The organism is Pseudomonas sp. GW704-F2, from assembly GCF_059423025.1.
Genome location: NZ_JBWKXO010000073.1, coordinates 1 through 16,946, shown reverse-complemented (window position 1 = coordinate 16,946; position 16,946 = coordinate 1). Strand labels below are relative to the sequence as shown.

General features: G+C 61.5%; 20 protein-coding genes. 10 read left to right on the top strand and 10 right to left on the bottom strand.

The features are described 5' to 3' along the window. Positions 1–255: 255 nt before the first annotated feature. Positions 256–1,011 carry a sulfate transporter CysZ gene (gene cysZ / locus AC07W0_RS30115; RefSeq protein WP_017847757.1) on the bottom strand — a complete coding sequence of 252 codons (756 nt, stop codon included), beginning with the start codon at positions 1,009–1,011 and terminating at the stop codon, positions 256–258. 292 nt (positions 1,012–1,303) lie between these two features. On the opposite strand from cysZ, the gene trxB reads away from it, so the two are divergent. Further along, positions 1,304–2,260, top strand: coding sequence for a thioredoxin-disulfide reductase (gene trxB / locus AC07W0_RS30110; RefSeq protein WP_017847758.1), 957 nt, complete (start codon positions 1,304–1,306; stop codon positions 2,258–2,260). A gap of 207 nt (positions 2,261–2,467) precedes the next feature. Here the strand turns inward: trxB and AC07W0_RS30105 are convergent, their stop codons facing one another. The 6 genes from AC07W0_RS30105 to AC07W0_RS30080 are packed head-to-tail and all read right to left on the bottom strand — an operon-like array spanning position 2,468 to position 5,400. Then, entirely contained in the window at positions 2,468–2,806 is a 339-nt protein-coding gene (locus tag AC07W0_RS30105; RefSeq protein ID WP_017847759.1) for a HopJ type III effector protein, read from the bottom strand. Further along, positions 2,799–3,095: a DUF1244 domain-containing protein gene (locus tag AC07W0_RS30100; protein WP_017847760.1), complete on the bottom strand. Its 297-nt coding sequence runs from the start codon at positions 3,093–3,095 to the stop codon at positions 2,799–2,801. The genes AC07W0_RS30105 and AC07W0_RS30100 overlap by 8 nt, the downstream gene beginning before the upstream one ends. 22 nt (positions 3,096–3,117) lie before the next feature. Next, positions 3,118–3,489: a dihydroneopterin triphosphate 2'-epimerase gene (gene folX, locus AC07W0_RS30095; protein WP_026140129.1), complete on the bottom strand. Its 372-nt coding sequence runs from the start codon at positions 3,487–3,489 to the stop codon at positions 3,118–3,120. A 2-nt stretch (positions 3,490–3,491) separates the two neighbouring features. Beyond that, complete coding sequence (folE, locus tag AC07W0_RS30090) at positions 3,492–4,052, bottom strand: GTP cyclohydrolase I FolE (RefSeq protein ID WP_017847762.1); 561 nt, start codon at positions 4,050–4,052, stop codon at positions 3,492–3,494. A gap of 20 nt (positions 4,053–4,072) precedes the next feature. Beyond that, positions 4,073–4,783: a dihydromonapterin reductase gene (gene folM / locus AC07W0_RS30085; RefSeq protein WP_046382094.1), complete on the bottom strand. Its 711-nt coding sequence runs from the start codon at positions 4,781–4,783 to the stop codon at positions 4,073–4,075. Positions 4,784–4,839: 56 nt separating this feature from the next. Further along, positions 4,840–5,400, bottom strand: coding sequence for a putative antibiotic biosynthesis monooxygenase (locus tag AC07W0_RS30080; protein ID WP_102618922.1), 561 nt, complete (start codon positions 5,398–5,400; stop codon positions 4,840–4,842). A 216-nt stretch (positions 5,401–5,616) separates the two neighbouring features. Here AC07W0_RS30080 and AC07W0_RS30075 point away from each other — a divergent pair, with 216 nt between their 5' ends. Further along, on the top strand, positions 5,617–6,576 hold the full coding sequence (locus AC07W0_RS30075) for a MerR family transcriptional regulator (protein ID WP_046488174.1): 960 nt from the start codon (positions 5,617–5,619) through the stop codon (positions 6,574–6,576). 3 nt (positions 6,577–6,579) lie between these two features. Here the strand turns inward: AC07W0_RS30075 and AC07W0_RS30070 are convergent, their stop codons facing one another. Next, the gene (locus AC07W0_RS30070; RefSeq protein ID WP_017847766.1) at positions 6,580–7,185 is read right to left on the bottom strand and encodes a hypothetical protein; all 606 of its coding nucleotides are present in this window, start codon (positions 7,183–7,185) and stop codon (positions 6,580–6,582) included. A gap of 60 nt (positions 7,186–7,245) precedes the next feature. After that, a complete protein-coding gene (locus tag AC07W0_RS30065; protein WP_017847767.1) occupies positions 7,246–7,713 on the bottom strand; it encodes a PAS domain S-box protein in 468 nt (155 codons plus the stop codon). A gap of 129 nt (positions 7,714–7,842) precedes the next feature. On the opposite strand from AC07W0_RS30065, the gene AC07W0_RS30060 reads away from it, so the two are divergent. Continuing rightward, the gene (locus AC07W0_RS30060) at positions 7,843–8,298 is read left to right on the top strand and encodes a flavodoxin (protein WP_046382097.1); all 456 of its coding nucleotides are present in this window, start codon (positions 7,843–7,845) and stop codon (positions 8,296–8,298) included. On the opposite strand, the gene AC07W0_RS30055 is transcribed toward AC07W0_RS30060, so the two are convergent. Then, positions 8,279–9,175: a LysR family transcriptional regulator gene (locus tag AC07W0_RS30055; protein ID WP_046382098.1), complete on the bottom strand. Its 897-nt coding sequence runs from the start codon at positions 9,173–9,175 to the stop codon at positions 8,279–8,281. The two genes, AC07W0_RS30060 and AC07W0_RS30055, sit on opposite strands and share 20 nt — an antisense overlap. A 98-nt stretch (positions 9,176–9,273) precedes the next feature. On the opposite strand from AC07W0_RS30055, the gene AC07W0_RS30050 reads away from it, so the two are divergent. From AC07W0_RS30050 to AC07W0_RS30020, 7 genes are all read left to right on the top strand, one after another. After that, complete coding sequence (locus AC07W0_RS30050) at positions 9,274–9,660, top strand: CidA/LrgA family protein (RefSeq protein ID WP_046385176.1); 387 nt, start codon at positions 9,274–9,276, stop codon at positions 9,658–9,660. Further along, on the top strand, positions 9,650–10,336 hold the full coding sequence (locus AC07W0_RS30045) for an LrgB family protein (RefSeq protein WP_017847771.1): 687 nt from the start codon (positions 9,650–9,652) through the stop codon (positions 10,334–10,336). The genes AC07W0_RS30050 and AC07W0_RS30045 overlap by 11 nt, the downstream gene beginning before the upstream one ends. A 149-nt stretch (positions 10,337–10,485) precedes the next feature. Beyond that, the gene (locus AC07W0_RS30040; RefSeq protein WP_046382099.1) at positions 10,486–11,268 is read left to right on the top strand and encodes a class II aldolase/adducin family protein; all 783 of its coding nucleotides are present in this window, start codon (positions 10,486–10,488) and stop codon (positions 11,266–11,268) included. Further along, positions 11,268–12,170 (top strand): alpha/beta fold hydrolase, encoded by a 903-nt coding sequence (locus tag AC07W0_RS30035; protein WP_017847773.1) that lies wholly within the window; start codon positions 11,268–11,270, stop codon positions 12,168–12,170. Before AC07W0_RS30040 ends, AC07W0_RS30035 begins: the two co-directional genes overlap by 1 nt. Before the next feature lie 118 nt (positions 12,171–12,288). After that, positions 12,289–13,200: an SDR family oxidoreductase gene (locus AC07W0_RS30030; RefSeq protein ID WP_017847774.1), complete on the top strand. Its 912-nt coding sequence runs from the start codon at positions 12,289–12,291 to the stop codon at positions 13,198–13,200. Positions 13,201–13,682: 482 nt separating this feature from the next. Next, entirely contained in the window at positions 13,683–15,473 is a 1,791-nt protein-coding gene (locus tag AC07W0_RS30025; protein WP_102618923.1) for a DUF1302 domain-containing protein, read from the top strand. A 26-nt stretch (positions 15,474–15,499) separates the two neighbouring features. Continuing rightward, on the top strand, positions 15,500–16,858 hold the full coding sequence (locus AC07W0_RS30020) for a DUF1329 domain-containing protein (protein WP_017847776.1): 1,359 nt from the start codon (positions 15,500–15,502) through the stop codon (positions 16,856–16,858). The last annotated feature ends 88 nt before the right edge of the window (positions 16,859–16,946 follow it).

Sequence of the window (16,946 nt, the reverse complement as noted above, 5' to 3'; positions counted from 1 at the left end):
GTGCGGGATGGCTGCCATTTGTGACGCTGGCCGGGCCAGGGTGCTGGGTTTGTTGGCGGGGTGGGGGATGGCCCGATGGGAGGCGGGTCGATTCTGAGTCCTGTGTTTGTTGGCAGGTTGGCAAGCGTGCTGATCATCGTGAGGCTCCTGTTGTCACGGGTTTGGTTGCCGACCTCGGTTGCCCCAAGGTCGGCTCAGGTTGTGTGGCCTCAAAAAACAATCAGTTCCGGCAACGGTCGACCGGCCAGCGTACCGTTATCGCGGTGTGTTCAACGCCGTCTCGGCACCTTGCTCGCGCACCCAGAACAACGTCGCCCCGGCCACCGCCGCCGGCATCATCAACAGGTTGACCACCGGCACCAGCAGCACTAGGTAGACGCTGCCGCCGAAGCTCATGCTCTGCCAGCGTTTCTGGCGCAGCCAGGCGAGCATTTCGTTCCAGCCCAGCTTGTGGTTGTCGGCCGGGTAGTCGATGTATTGGATCGCCATCATCCACACGCCGAACAGCAGCCACAACGGCGCGGCGATCAGGTTGACCACCGGAATGAACGACAGGATAAACAGGCCGATGGCCCGCGGCAGGAAGTAGCCCAGCTTGCGCATCTCCCGCGCCAGGGTGCGCGGGACCATCGCCACCAGCTCGGCCCAACTGAACGGCGGGAAATCGTCGGTGCCACGCACCACCACTTCAACTTTCTCCGCGAGAAAACCGTTGAACGGCGCAGCGATGACATTGGCGAGCATGGTGAAGGTGAAAAACACCATCAACACCACCAGCACCACGAACAGCGGCCACAGGATATAGCTGAGGAAACTCAGCCAGCCGGGCAGCGTCGGCATCAATGCGTCGACCCACAGGCTGAACTGATGGCCGGCGAAATAGATCAGGCCGACGAACAGCACCAGGTTGATCGCCAGCGGCAGCAGCACAAACAGGCGCAGGCCGGGGCTCAACACCAGTTTGAGGCCTTCACGCAGGTATTGCGGACCGGAAAGAACAGGGGCGGGCATGGAGAACTCCGAGCAAAATGACGAACGCGCCGACCTTACCGGCTTTGCCTTCAGGACGAAAGCACGCGCAATGCCAGGACATCAGCAGAAACAAACGCGTCGATCAGCTGGGCCTGCTGCATAGATACTGCCTATGAGCTGGATTGTTATTCCGTATTTCCTTAATCTTGCCCCCCTCTATACGCTGCACCCATTATTTTCAGGATCTGCGAGTTCAAGCCTTCCCCAAGTGCTTCGCGGTCCTTTTTTATTCCAGCCGCCTTGTTGTCCGGGCGGTCGACAGGAGCGAGTCATGTCTGATACCCGTCATTCGCGAGTGATTATTCTCGGTTCCGGCCCTGCCGGTTACAGCGCTGCCGTCTACGCTGCCCGAGCCAACCTCAAGCCACTGCTGATCACCGGCATGCAGGCGGGCGGTCAGTTGACCACCACCACTGAAGTCGACAACTGGCCGGGCGACGTCCACGGTCTGACCGGCCCGGTGCTGATGGAGCGTATGAAAGAGCACGCCGAGCGCTTCGAAACCGAGATCGTGTTTGACCACATCAACCAGGTCGACTTCTCGAAAAAGCCTTACAGCCTGACCGGCGACAGCGGCGTCTACACCTGTGACGCGCTGATCATCGCGACCGGCGCCAGCGCCCGTTACCTGGGCCTACCGTCGGAAGAAGCGTTCATGGGCAAGGGCGTGTCCGCCTGCGCGACGTGCGACGGTTTCTTCTACCGCAACAAGCCGGTCGCTGTGGTCGGCGGTGGCAACACGGCCGTGGAAGAGGCGCTGTACCTGGCCAACATCGCCAGCACCGTGACCCTGATTCACCGTCGCGAAACCTTCCGCGCCGAGAAGATCCTGATCGACAAGCTGCACGCGCGTGTGGCTGAAGGCAAGATCATCCTCAAGCTCAACGCCACCCTGGATGAAGTCCTCGGCGACAATATGGGCGTGACCGGTGCGCGCCTGAAAAACAACGACGGCAGCTTCGACGAGCTGACAGTCGACGGCGTGTTCATCGCCATCGGCCACACCCCGAACACCTCGCTGTTCGAAGGCGTGCTGGACGCCAAAGACGGTTACCTGGTGGTGCAGGGCGGTCGCGAAGGCAATGCCACGGCGACCAACATCGAAGGCATCTTCGCCGCCGGTGACGTGGCTGACCACGTGTACCGCCAGGCCATCACCTCGGCCGGCGCCGGTTGCATGGCGGCCCTGGATGCCGAGCGTTACCTCGACGGTTTGCAGAACGCTTAGGTCTGAACCCGCTGAAATGAAAAAACCGGCGAAAGCCGGTTTTATGCGCGGGATTTGATGATCCATCGCTATCTCAATTTGGTAATCCAATCACTGTGGGAGCTGGTTTGCCTGCGATAGCGGTGTGTCAGCCAACGTCTATGCAGGATTTACCGCCGCCATCGCAGGCAAGCCAGCTCCCACATTAAATCGGCTTTGCACGTTGGATCAGCGGCGAGTCAGAGGTTGCTGGTCAAACTTCACCCCCGCCAACCCATGCGCGATCAACGCCCGAATATTGCCATGGTCACTGCCCTCAGGCGTGGCGACCACCGAACGGTAATGCTCGCCAAACGCCAACAAGGCGTGCTGGTCGCTCAACCCTTCCAGCAAGGCCAGGCCCAGGGTCTTGCACGAACCTTCGTTCTGCCCTGCGGCGTTTTCCACGGTGCCGTTGGTGAAGGCTTGCGGCTGGTAGTCGTAACCGGCGGCAACGAAGGCCAAGGTGTCGGCGAAGAGATGTTCGCCGCTGTCGAGGCTGGCGCGCAGGGTGTTCAGGTCAGTCATGGGGTTTTCCTTTGGCGAACGCCGCCTGTTGTTCGGCGCTGGCTTCTTGCTGGTATTGGGCTTTCCACTCGGCATACGGCATGCCGTACACCACTTCACGCGCGTCATCGAGGCTCAGCGCGATCTGGCGCTCGTCGGCCTCGGCCTTGTACCACTTGGACAGGCAGTTGCGGCAGAAGCCGGCGAGGTTCATCAGGTCGATATTCTGCACATCCTTGCGGCTGTCCAGGTGTGCGACCAGCCGCCGAAAGGCGGCGGCTTCGAGTTCGAGGCGTTGTTGATCGGTCATAGGGCTCACGTAAATCCAGGGGTTAGCGGCTGGCCGCCAGGGTAATCGAAACCGATTCGGCAAAGCGCAGCGCGTGGGGCTTGTCCACTTCGACTTCGGCATACAGCACCGACTCGTTGCTCATCACCAGGTCCAGCAGTTCCTGGGTCAGGCGCTCCAGCAGGGCGAAGCGGTTGCCTTCGACGTGGGCAATGATCGCCTTGGTGATGGTGCGGTAATTCAACGCGTGGTCGATATCGTTGTCGCGCACGGCGTCCTGGGCGGCATACAGGATGGTCAGGTTGATCAGCACATCCTGCTTGTTGAGGATTTCATCCTCGTTGATGCCGATATAGGTGCGCAGGCACAGGTCCTTGACCCGGATGCGCGCCATGCCTGGTTGAAGTTGTGGCATTGCTACTTGCTCCGTCCAATCAGTTGCAGGAACTCCATGCGCGTGGTGTTCGACTCGCGGAACGCGCCGAGCATCACCGAGGTGTTCATGGTTGAATTCTGTTTTTCCACGCCGCGCATCATCATGCACATGTGCTTGGCTTCGATCACCACCGCCACGCCGGAGGCCTGGGTCACGTCCTGGATGGCGTCGGCGATTTGCCGCGTGAGGTTTTCCTGGATCTGCAGGCGCCGCGCGAACATGTCGACGATGCGCGCCAGCTTCGACAGGCCCAGCACTCTGCCGGTCGGAATATAGGCCACATGGGCCTTGCCGATAAAGGGCAGCAGGTGGTGCTCGCACAGCGAGTACAGTTCGATGTCCTTGAGGATCACCATCTCGTCATTGTCGGAGGCGAACAGCGCGCCGTTGACGATCTCTTCGAGGTTTTGCTCATAGCCATGACACAGGTATTGCATGGCTTTGGCGGCACGCTTGGGGGTGTCGAGCAGGCCTTCGCGTTCCGGGTCTTCACCCAGGCCTTTAAGGATCTCGCGATAGTGGTGGGGCAGGGATAAGGTCATACAACATCCTCACAAACGGCTTACTTGATATGCCGCCCACCGTTGACGGTCAGGGTGGTACCGGTGACGTAGGGGTTGTCCAGCAGGTAACGCACGCTCTGGTAAATCACCTCGGGCCCGGGCTCGATGCCCAGTGCCGACTTGGCCAGTACCTGGGTACGGTAGGCCGCGTCGTCGCCTTCGTTGAACATCACCATCGCCGGGGCGATGCCGTTGACTTTGATCAGCGGCGCAAACTGCGCGGCAAACGACAGCGTGAGGCTGTCGAGCCCGGCCTTGGTGGCGCAGTAGGCGATGTGCTGGCGGCTGCCCTTGCGCACCACATCATCGCTGATATGCACGATGTCGGCGGGTGAAGAGCGATGCAGCAAGGGTGAACAATGCAGGTTGATCAGGTACGGCGCAAGCATGTGTACGCTGAACATGTCGGTAAAGGCACGGCTTTCGTCGCCTGGGGTTTCCGCGATCCAGGCCGAAGCGTTGTGGATAATCGCGCGCAGGCTTTGGGTATGACGCTTCAACTCGGCGATAAACGCAAGAATCCCGGCTTCGCTGGAGAAGTCGGCAAACACGCCGATCGCACCACGCTCGCGTAGCGCCTGCACGCCGGGGCGTTCGCTGCGGTAGCTGAAAAGCACCGAGTGGCCCTCGTCGAGCAGGCGTTCGGCACAATGCAGGCCGACGCGCTGGCCGGCGCCGGTGATCAGGATCGGGGCGTTCGTTGCAGTCATGGGAGGCTCGAGTCGCTGGCAGGGTCAAATCATACCAGTGACGAGCCCCCCTGTACTCACGCCGCGGCTTCGCTGGCCTTGGCGCGTGGCGGCGAAGGGTGCAACCAGTTGACCAGCAGGTGGGTCGAGAGTGGAATGAACAAGTAGACCATCAGCGGAGTGAGCGCCAAGGTGCTGACCAGCACGCGGCTGAACAGGTCCAGCCCGCCGAGCAATGGCCCCAGGCCGAAGTTGAACAGCAACGACACCGGGAAAAACGCCAGCCAGATCGCCACCGCCTGTTTCCAGCGCGGCGGCCGTGTACCCGCAGCCCCGAACCAGCCATCGATGCCACGCACGCGATGCTCGGACGGGTCGGCAAACAGCTCGCTGCCCCGGCTCAGCCACGCGCTGCGTGAGGCGGAAAATTCCCAGGCATGCAGGGTTTTTTCGTCGGCGAAGCGGAAAATAATCTGAAATTCATCATCAAGGGGCGGTGGTGCGAGGACGCCGGAGCCCAGGTAGCCGGGGAAGTCAGTGGCCAGTCGCTCGCCTTCGCGCAGCCAGGCCATCAACTCTTCATAGCGGCCCTTGGCCACGCGGCGCGCAACCATCAGGGTGACGGGTGAGGTAGACATTGTGTATCTCCAAATAGACGGGTGCGCTGAACCGGGTAGGTGGCGCACAGACGACGCTGCGGGGGTGTTGCAGCGACGCTTTATCGGTAAGCAAGGATTATTCCTGTTTTGCAGAAATACGCCAGCGACATCGGTCCGATAGGCACACACCTTGATATACATCGCGGTAAAGGCGTTAAATGGGACTCACTTTCAAACGGACGTTCATGACCTCTGATGCCCGAAATCACTGCTCCTGTTCGCGAATCTACCGCCCCCAGCCCTGCCGATTCCGATGAGTTGTTTCCGATTCGTGACGTGTCGAGATTGACGGGCATCAACCCGGTCACCCTGCGTGCCTGGGAGCGGCGTTACGGCCTGATTCAACCCACGCGCACCGAAAGCGGGCATCGTCTGTACTCCAAGGCCGATATTCAAACGGTTCATCGCATTGTCGATTGGATCGAACGTGGCGTGGCCGTGAGCAAAGTGGGCAAGATCCTTGCGCGTGACGATCAGCAGGCCGCCGCCGTGCGTGTCGAGCACGACACGGTCGAGCAAGGCGAATGGCCGCAATGGCAGGCGCGCCTGGTGCTGGCCGTGGGCGCGTTCGATGATCGTCAACTGGAGCAACTGTACAACCAGGTGATCGCCACCTACCCGCTCAACGTGGCGTTCCAGGACATCCTGATGCCTCTTTGGAACGACCTGTTGCGTCATCAGGGGCGCTTCGGCCAAGCCAGTGAATGGCTGTTCTTCGACAACTTCCTGCGGGTGCGGGTGTTGCAGCGTTTGCAACTGGTGTGTGCGTCGGCGGCGCCACGGGTATTGCTCGCGGCCATTCCCGGCGAGTGCCGTAAATTGGAATTGCTGGTGGCGGGGCTGTTGATCGGTCGAGACGATCTGGCCGTGAAGGTGCTGGGGATGGGTCAGCCTTTCGATGAATTGACGCTGGTGTGTGAAAAGACGCAACCCGAGGCGCTGGTCCTCTTCTCCAATTACTCACACACCCAAGCGTTGGCCGGGCGTTTGAACCGCCTGGCGTTGACCCTCGATTGCCCGCTGTTTCTTGCCGGTGCCGCGTCAGACCTGGCCCAGGCCGATCTGACGGGCTCCGCCGTTGGCTGCCTGGGCAATGAAGGACGCTTGATGCAACGGCGCTTGCAGCAATTTCTCAGCGGTAACCTGGATACCTGAAGGTCAGGCGTGCATCTGCGGATGTACCAGGCGGTGCTGGTGCAGGATGAATTGGCGCAGGCGCTCGGTCTCATCCGGGTTGTTCTGGCCCAGGCGATAGGCAAACAGTCCCCGTGCGGTTTCCCGCTCCAGCGTGCCGCGCAGTGCAATGCGTTCATAGCCGGAAGGGCTGAACCACAGGGCAAAGGTCTTCGGCGTCTTGATCCGGCCGCGGATCTCCACCAGCACGCCCTTGAACGAAACCTCATGCACCCACAGCGCACTCGGGTTGCCCCTGACATTTTCCAGCGCCACTGGCGTTTCAAGAGCCAGGCGCCACGGACGAATCATGGGCCCGTCTTCAAAAATGCTCGGCACGCCCAGGCGTAAATGCACGGCATGAAACTCGTCTTCCACCAACTGCAGCGGGAAGGTGAGTTGCTGGTTGTCGAATTGCGCCTGGAGGGTGACGTGATCGTGGGCGGCCAGCCGAGTGAGCAAATCGCGAAGCTGCGCAGCGCCGTTGACGGTCAGGCTCGACGATGCATCCCGCAGGTTGAGTTGGGGGTTGTGCTGCATGTCCTGAATGAAATCCAACTCGTCCTGAGTCAGAAGCGCGTCGCGTTGCATTGATCTTGCTCAAGGGGGAGAGTGTTAAAACGCCATTATCCGCTCTAAAGACATCATTTTCTAAGTTTTGTTAGATCCGCTCGTCGCCTTGATCGCTGCCAGCTCGGCCTTGACCTGCGCCAACTCCGCCTCCAATTGCGCGACGCGCTGCTGGGCCTTGACCTGCAAGGTCACGTCCTTTTGCACACCGACAAAATAGGTCTGCTTGTCGGCATGGTTGTACACCGTTGAAAGCGACAGCTCGTTCCAGAAGTGGCTGCCGTCCTTGCGATAGTTGCGCAGGATTTCCCGGCAGGCGCCGCCGCTGTCCAGTGCTTCGCGAATGGCCATCAGCGCCGGTTGATCACGGTCGCCGGACTGCAGGAAGCGGCAGTCCTGATACAGGACGTCGTCCAGGGTGTAACCGGTCAGGCGCTCGAATGCCGGGTTGACGTAGATCAGCGGTTTGTCCCGGCCTTCCCGCTCGGCCACGACAATCCCATCGTTGGAAGCGTTGACGACCATTTGCAGCAGCTTGGCGTTAATCATTGCGCGGTCCCTGGCGTGTGCTTGAACTGCCAGTTTATGGCAAGTCTTGAATGTTGCACGGCACGCGCCGAAATATTTGCCCCAGCTGGTAATATCCCAGGCTTTCGCTCAATGACAGGATCAGTATTGATGAGAGTCGCCATTCTTTCCGGCTCGGTGTACGGCACGGCTGAAGAAGTCGCCCGCCACGCTGCCGACATCCTTACATCGGCCGGCTTCGAGGCTTGGCACAACCCGCGCGCGACCCTGGCGGACGTGTTGGCCTTCGCCCCGCAGGCGTTGCTGGCGGTGACGTCCACCACCGGCATGGGCGAACTGCCGGACAACCTGCAACCGCTGTATTCGAGCATTCGCGACCAGTTGCCCGCGGCCTGGCGCGGTTTGCCGGGTGCGGTCATCGGCCTGGGCGACGCCAGCTATGGCGATACCTTCTGCGCCGGCGGCGAGCACATGCGCGAGCTGTTCAGTGAGTTGGGCGTGCGCGAAGTGCGGCCGATGCTGCGCCTGGACGCCAGCGAAAGCGTCACCCCGGAAACCGACGCCGAGCCCTGGCTGGCCGAGTTGATCACTGCCCTGCGCGGCTGACCGGAAACTCCCGCAACAACGCCAGCCAGGCCTGGGCGGCTTTCGACAGATAGGCGCCCTCACGCCAGACAAACGCGATGTCCCAGCGCAGGAAGTCGGGCGCCTTCAGCGTGAGGCGCACCACCCCGGGCCGCACCAGCCCGCGAGCGACCACGCTGGGCAACAGCACCACGCCTTGACCGGCCGCGACCAGGGCGGCGAGAAAATCCGCCTGGCCGCTGCGGCCTCCTTCCTTCGGCGTAAAGCCCACTCGCTGACACGCCTGCGTCAAGCGGTCGTTCAAGACAAAGCTGCGCTGATACATCAGGAACGGTGTGTCTGCCAATTCTTCCAGGCGCACCTGGGCGTTCTGTGCCAAGGGGTGGTTCATCGGCAGCAAGGCATCCAGCGGCTCATCGCAGAAGTCTTGCCAGGCGAATGCTGGGTCGCTGGGTTTCAAGCTGCCGCCCACTTCCAGCTCGCCGCTCAAAATCGCCTGCTCGATACTGCGGCTGCCGCCCTCCAGCAACTGGATGGTGACGTTCGGATAGCGCCGGCGGTACTCGGCGAACAGGTCGGCAAACAGCGTATCGCCGCCCAACTGCGGCAAGCCCAGGCGCAACTCGCCACGGGTCAGGTGCTGCATGTCGTCCAGCTCGCTGAGCAACTCGTTCTGCAGGCGCAGCATGGCTTCGGCGCGTTGCAACACAACCTGGCCGGCGGCCGTCAGGCGGATCTGCGAGCCGATGCGGTCGAGCAACGGCGTGCCCAGGCTGTGTTCCAGCTGTGCGACCTGTTTGCTCACGGCGGACTGGCTGATGTGCAGGGTTTTCCCGGCCTGGGTAAAACCGCCGCGGTGGATGACTTCGACAAAACTGCGCAGCTGTTTGAATTCCATGGGTTCGATTCCAGTTTGGAATAGTTGGCAGTCTAACAATTCGCTGTGGGGATGGAAGCGCTCTCTCTAAAATGGAGGCCTACGAGGACCCAAAGCCCATGAAACGTTTAAGCTTCAAACACGTCGGCCGTCTGCTGACTGAATTGGTCGTGCTGCTGGCCATCTACCTGCTCGGTACGCAACTGGTGGCCTGGTTGGCGTGGCCCATCCCCGGTGGGGTGATGGGCCTGGGCCTGTTGCTGGCGGCTTTCGCCACCGGCCTGGTCAAGCCGGCGGCCCTGCAACTGGGGGCGGGCGTGTTGATGGCGGAAATGTTGTTGTTCTTTATTCCGGCCTTGATGAGCCTGCTGGACTACGGCGGCCTGGTGCGCAATGACGGTTGGCGGATTCTGCTGGTGATCGGCTTCAGCACCCTGGCGGTCATGCTGGTGACGGCCTTCACCGTGGAAATGGTGTGTCGCTGGAAGCTGCGCCATGAAGCTTGAACTGATGCCGGTGTTCTGGCTTGCCCTGACCCTGGGCGCGTATTTCTTCAGTCGCTGGATCTACCGTCGGACCGGGCGCTACCTGTTGTCGCCGCTGATCCTGGTGCCCGCGCTGCTGCTCGCGGTGGCCGTGCCGATGCACACCGCCTATGCCGAATACGCCAGCGACACCCATTGGCTGATGCTGGTGCTGGGCCCGGTGACGGTGGCGTTCGCGGTGCCGATCTGGCAGCAGCGACGTTTGCTGGCGCGGTATTGGTCGGCCTTGCTGCTGGGGATGCTGGCCGGCAGCGCGGCGTCCATCGGCACCTCGTTCGGCCTGGCCAAGGCGCTGGCGCTGGACAGTGCGGTGACGATGTCGCTGGTGCCGCGTTCGATCACCACACCGTTTGCCATGCCGATGTCTTCCGACCTCGGCGGCGTGCCGGAACTGACGGCGGTGTTCGTGATGTTCACCGGCGTGTTCGGCGCCATGCTCGGGGGGGTGCTGCTCAAGTGGCTGCCGCTGCGCACGCCTTTGGCACGCGGGGCATTGTTTGGGGTGGGCGCGCACGGCGCGGGCGTGAGCCGGGCCCATGAAGTGGGGGGCGAAGAGGGCTCTGTCGCAGGCCTGATGATGGTGTTGACGGGGCTGCTCAACCTGTTTGCCGCGCCTTTGTTGGCGGCACTTCTCTGACGTAACTTGGACAGATTTAAACTATTCTCATGGCTGACTCGTGCGGCCATCAAGCTGGCTGCGAAGGCAACTACCTGCGCCACGACGTCTGACTACACTGACCCTTCACTTAAAAAATAATAAGAAAGTGCGTCAAGGAGGTCGTTGCCGTGAGCCTAGCCCCCGTTGTATCGCCACAGAGTGTCAAAGATCAGGTCAGCGCCGCCGAATGGCAGACGCGCGTCGATCTGGCTGCGTGCTATCGCCTGGTCGCCCTGCACGGCTGGGATGATCTGATTTTCACGCATATCTCGGCCAAGGTGCCGGGCACCGATGATTTCCTGATCAACCCCTATGGGATGATGTTTCACGAGATCACGGCGTCGAGCCTGATCAAGGTCGACCAAGCCGGCAACAAACGGATGGACAGCCCCTACGACATCAACCCGGCCGGCTACACCATCCACAGCGCCATCCACGAAGTGCGCCACGACGTGGAGTGCGTGTTGCATACCCATACGGCGGCGGGGGTTGCGGTGTCTGCGCAGAAGCAGGGCATACTGCCGATCAGCCAGCAGTCCTTGTTCGTGTTGTCCAGCCTGGCCTATCACGCATACGAAGGCGTGGCGCTGAACCACGAGGAAAAAGCCCGTTTGCAGGCCGACCTTGGCGACAACAATTTCCTGATGCTGCACAACCATGGCCTGCTGACCTGCGGCGCGACCATCGCCGACACTTTCTTGATGATGTTCACCTTTCAGCGCGCCTGTGATATCCAAGTGCTTGCGCGCAACGGCGGGGCTGAATTGATCGCCATCGACCCACAGATTCTCGCCGGGGCCAGGGCGATGGTGGCGGCTGTCACAAAGAGCGCCCAAGGTATGGGGGGCGCGCTGGCCTGGCCGGCGCTGCTGCGTAAATTGGACCTGCAAGATCCAGGGTATAAAAGTTGATGCCTCTCGCCGAAATTCCACTCAGAGCCTGGCGCAAGTGCGGCCAGAGTTTTGTTTTTCGTGGCCACACCATTCGCTATTGGGTGGCCGGGCAGGGTGAGCCGCTGCTGCTGATCCATGGCTTCCCGACCGCCAGTTGGGACTGGCATTACCTGTGGCAGCCCCTGGCCCAGCGCAACCTGGTGATCACCTGCGACATGCTCGGGTTTGGCGATTCGGCCAAGCCGCTGGATCACGACTATTGCCTGTTGGAACAGGCGGATCTGCAACAGGCGCTGCTCGACCACCTGCATGTGCGACAACCGGTGCATGTGCTGGCCCATGATTACGGGGACAGCGTCGCCCAGGAGTTATTGGCGCGGCATCACGAAGGCCGCTTCCAGATGGCCAGTTGCGTGTTCCTCAATGGCGGGCTGTTCCCCGAAACCCATCGCCTGGCCCTGGTGCAGAAACTGCTGCTCAGCCCCTTGGGCTGGATGATCGGTCGCACATTTGGGCGCAATGCCTTGTCCGACAGCTTCAGCCAGATCTTCGGCGCACAGACCCGCCCCAGTGAGAGTGCCCTCGATGATTTCTGGAGCTTGATCGACTGTAATGACGGGCCGCGCATCCTGCATAAACTGATCAACTACATTCCCCAGCGCCGTCGCCTGCGTGAGCGTTGGGTGGGCGCCCTGCAACGTGGCGACGTGCCGCTGCGGGTGATCGACGGCGAGTTCGACCCGATTTCCGGCGCGCACATGGTCGAGCGTTACCGCCAGTTGGTGCCCCACGCCGACACGGTATTGCTGGCCAATATCGGCCACTACCCGCAGATCGAAGCGCCGGTGCAGGTGCTCAAGCATTACCTGGAGTTCCGACAGCAGATCGCGCACGCGCCGCCGCGCATGGCCTATTCCTGAAACAGGCGATCATCCTGCTGCCTTATCGCGCACCATTCAGCCGTGGCCGTATTTATTGTGACCGCAGGCGCCGTGCCTGACACTCGAGCCATTCCCATCGTCGCCATTGGAGTTCGGTATGAGTGAGTCAGTGCAGTTCCAGGATAAGGTCGTGATCGTCACCGGTGCCGGCGGCGGGTTGGGCCGGGCCCATGCGCTGCTGTTCGCCAGGCACGGGGCCAAAGTGCTGGTCAACGATCTCGGCGGTTCCACCCAGGGCGAGGGCGCCAATGCGTCGGCGGCCGACCGTGTGGTCGCACAAATCCGCGAAGCCGGCGGTATCGCCGAAGCCAACCATGATTCCGTCACCGACGGCGAGAAAATCGTACAGAACGCTCTGGATGCGTTCGGCCGTATCGACGTGGTGGTGAACAACGCCGGCATCCTGCGCGACAAGACCTTCCACAAAATGGACGACAGCGACTGGGACCTGGTTTACCGGGTGCATGTCGAAGGTGCCTACAAAGTCACCCGCGCCGCCTGGCCTCATCTGCGTGAACAAAGCTATGGGCGGGTGATTTTTACTGCGTCCACGTCGGGCATCTACGGCAACTTCGGGCAGTCCAACTACGGCATGGCCAAGCTCGGCCTGTATGGTTTGACCCGCACCCTGGCGCTGGAAGGGCGCAAGAACAACATTCTGGTCAACGCCATCGCCCCCACCGGCGGCACGCGCATGACCGAAGGCCTGATCCCGCCGCAGGTGTTCGAGCGCCTCAAGCCGGAACTGGTCAGCCCGCTGGTGGTGTACCTGGGCAGCGAGGCGTGCCAGGAAACCTCAGGCTTGTTCGAAGTGGGCGGCGGCTGGATCGGCAAGACCCGCTGGGAACGCAGCCTGGGTGTGGGCTTCGACCCGGAAGCCGGGTTCTCGCCGGACGACGTGGCCGCGCACTGGCAACAGATCTGTGACTTCGAAGGCGCGGTGCATCCCAAGGACACAATCGAGGCTTTGAAGGAGATGATGGCCAATTTGCAGAAGTTCAGCCTCTGATCATTGCCGGATACACCAGCAATACTGCGGGGCGCTGACGGCGCCCCGTTTTTTTCAGGCATAAAAAAGGCCGCTGCAAAGCAGCGGCCAAAGTAAGACGTTGGATCAAGGAGCGACAGACTCAACGTCAGTGAACACCGGTAACAGATTGAATACAGTAGCCAATCCGTCGAATTTCAGCTGTTCTCCCGAAGGTGGGAGCGGGCCGTTTGCCCTGAAAGCCAGGCAAGAATAGAGGGTTGTAACAAAATGAGTAATAGCGCTTCAGGACAAGGACTGTTACGGATATGACAACAGTCACCCCCTGGCGCCATCCACCGGCCTGATAACCCGCCATCCATGGGGCGCATGCCCCCGCGCAGAGCCGCGCCAGAGCGGCGTTAATCCTTTCGGGCGACAACACGAATACCTCCTTGGTGCGCTTATCGCTCCCGAAGGGCGGCAGTAGGGTGGGGCCTTCTGTCACTCACCGGGGAAGACGCATGACAAAAACAACAATGCGCGCCATCTTCACGCCGCAGGCGCTGGCCGCCGCGGTTGCGTTGGGATGCTGTGCCCAGGCACAGGCTGTTTCGTTCAACATCGGCGAGATCGAAGGGCAATTCGATTCCTCGCTGTCGGTCGGCGCCAGCTGGGGCATGCGCGATGCCGACAAGAAACTGGTGGGCGTGTCCAATGGCGGCACGGGGCAGGCCTCCACCGGGGATGACGGGCGACTGAACTTCAAGAAGGGCGAGACCTTCTCCAAGATCTTCAAAGGCATCCACGACTTGGAACTCAAGTACGGCGACAGCGGCGTGTTCGTGCGCGGCAAGTACTGGTACGACTTCGAGCTGCAGGACGAAGACCGTGAGTTCAAGCAGATCAGCAATCACCATCGCGACGAAGGTGCGCGCTCCTCCGGTTACGAGCTGCTGGATGCGTTCGTCTATCACAACTATTCCATCGCCGACCTGCCGGGCAACGTGCGCGTCGGCAAGCAGGTGGTGAGTTGGGGCGAGAGTACGTTCATCGGTAACTCCATCAACAGCATCAACCCCATCGACGTATCGGCCTTCCGCCGCCCCGGCGCCGAGATCAAGGAAGGGCTGATACCGGTCAATATGCTGTTCGCCTCCCAGAGCCTGACCAACCAACTGACGGTAGAAGGCTTCTACCAGTTGAACTGGGAAAACACCGTGCTGGATAACTGCGGCACGTTCTTTGGTGGCGACGTGGCGGCCCACGGTTGCAACGGTAACTACACGGTCGGCAGCCCGGCGATTGCGCCGTTGCAACCGGTGGCCGCAGCGTTCGGCCAGGGCTTTGAGGTCACGCGTGAAGGCGTCGTGGTGCAGCGCGCCAAGGACCGTGATGCCCGCGATGGCGGCCAATTCGGCGCGGCCTTGCGCTGGCTGGGCGACGACACCGAGTACGGCCTGTACTTCATGAACTATCACAGCCGCACGCCGACCGTCGGCACCCTCACCGCCAACACCAACCTGGCCACCATCGGGCGCATCGTCAACGCTGCCAACGCCATTGCGCCAGGCACCGGCTCGGCCCTGGCCCAGAGCACCATGCTCGGCCGTGGCCAGTACTATCTCGATTACCCGGAAGACATTCGCCTGTACGGCGCCAGCTTCTCCACCACCTTGCCCACCGGCACGGCCTGGACCGGGGAAATCAGCTACCGCCCGAATGCGCCGGTGCAACTCAACACCACCGACCTGACCCTGGCCCTGGTCAACCCGATTGCCGGCAACACCGCCTCGCCGATCCACAGCTCGTTCGGCGCCGACAACGCCGGTTACCGGCGCAAGGAAATCACCCAGATCCAGAGCACCATGACTCAGTTCTTCGACCAGGTACTGGGGGCCGAACGCCTGACCCTGGTGGGAGAGGCCGCCTTCGTCCACGTCGGCGGGCTGGAAGCGAAAAGCAAACTGCGCTACGGCCGCGACTCGGTATACGGCGCCTATGGTTACGGTGGCGACACCGACGGTTTCGTCACGGCCAATTCCTGGGGTTATCGTGCCCGCGCCATCCTCGACTACAACAACGTGTTTGCCGGGGTGAACCTCAAGCCCAACCTGTCCTGGTCCCACGACGTCAACGGCTACGGCCCCAACGGCCTGTTCAACCAGGGCGCCAAGGCGATCAGCGTCGGCGTCGATGCGGACTATCGCAACACCTACACCGCCAGCCTGAGTTACACCGACTTTTTTGGTGGCGACTACAACACCCTGACCGACCGCGACTTCCTCGCCCTCAGCTTCGGCGTGAACTTCTGATTTGGCTTAAAGAAGGACAAGACTCTATGCGTAAGTTAATTGCTGTGATGGCCCTGAGTGTGTTGGCCGCCAACGTCATGGCGGCCGTGTCGCCCGAAGAAGCCGCCAAGCTCGGCACCAGCCTGACCCCGGTCGGCGCCGAAAAGGCCGGTAACGCCGACGGCTCGATCCCGGCCTGGACCGGCGGCATTCCGAAAAATGCCGGTGCGGTGGACAGCAAGGGCTTCCTCGCCGACCCGTTCGCCAATGAAAAACCGCTGTTCGTGATCACCGCCGCGACCGTCGACAAATACAAGGACAAACTCTCCGACGGCCAGGTGGCGATGTTCAAGCGTTACCCGGAGACCTACAAGATCCCGGTGTACCCGAGCCACCGCACGGTCAACCTGCCGCCGGATATCTACGAGTCGATCAAGCGCAGCGCCCTCAACGTGCATGCGATCAACGACGGCAACGGCCTGGAGAACTTCACCGGCAACCGCTACTACGCGTTCCCGATCCCCAAGAATGGCGTGGAGGTGCTGTGGAACCACATCACCCGTTACCACGGCGGCAACCTGCGGCGCATCATCACCCAGGCCACCCCGCAGACGAACGGCAGCTACACGCCGATCCGCTTTGAAGAAGAAGTCGCGGTGCCGCAGGCGATCCCGGATATTGACCCGGCCAAGGCCGCCAACGTGCTGAGTTTCTTCAAGCAATCGGTAACGGCCCCGGCGCGGCTGGCGGGCAACGTGCTGCTGGTCCACGAGACCCTCGACCAGGTCAAGGAACCGCGCCTGGCCTGGATCTACAACGCTGGCCAGCGCCGTGTGCGCCGGGCGCCGCAAGTGTCCTACGACGGCCCGGGCACCGCGTCCGACGGCCTGCGCACCACGGATAACTTCGACATGTTCTCCGGCGCCCCCGATCGCTATGACTGGAAGCTGGTGGGCAAGAAAGAGATGTACATCCCCTACAACAGCTACAAGCTCGATTCGCCGAACCTCAAGTACGACGACATCATCAAGGCCGGGCATATCAACCAGGACCTGACCCGCTATGAGCTGCACCGCGTGTGGGAAGTGGTCGGCACCGTCAAGCCGAGCGAACGGCACATCTATGCCAAGCGCCACATGTACATCGACGAAGACAGCTGGCAGGTCGCGCTGGTGGATCACTATGACGGCCGCGGCCAACTGTGGCGTGTCGCCGAAGGTCATGCGCAGTTCTACTACGACCATCAGGTGCCGGCCTACACCGTGGAAACCCTGTACGACCTCATCGCCGGACGCTACATCGCCCTGGGTATGAAGAATGAGGAGAAGAGCAGTTTTGTGTTCGGGTTTGCGGCCAAGGCGGCGGACTACACGCCGGCGGCGCTGAGGGCTTCGGGCGTGCGTTGATGCCTGTTTGAAATGCAATCTTAATGTGGGAGGGGGCTTGCCCCCGATAGCGGTGGATCAGCTACAGAGAGCTGACTGATCCACCGCC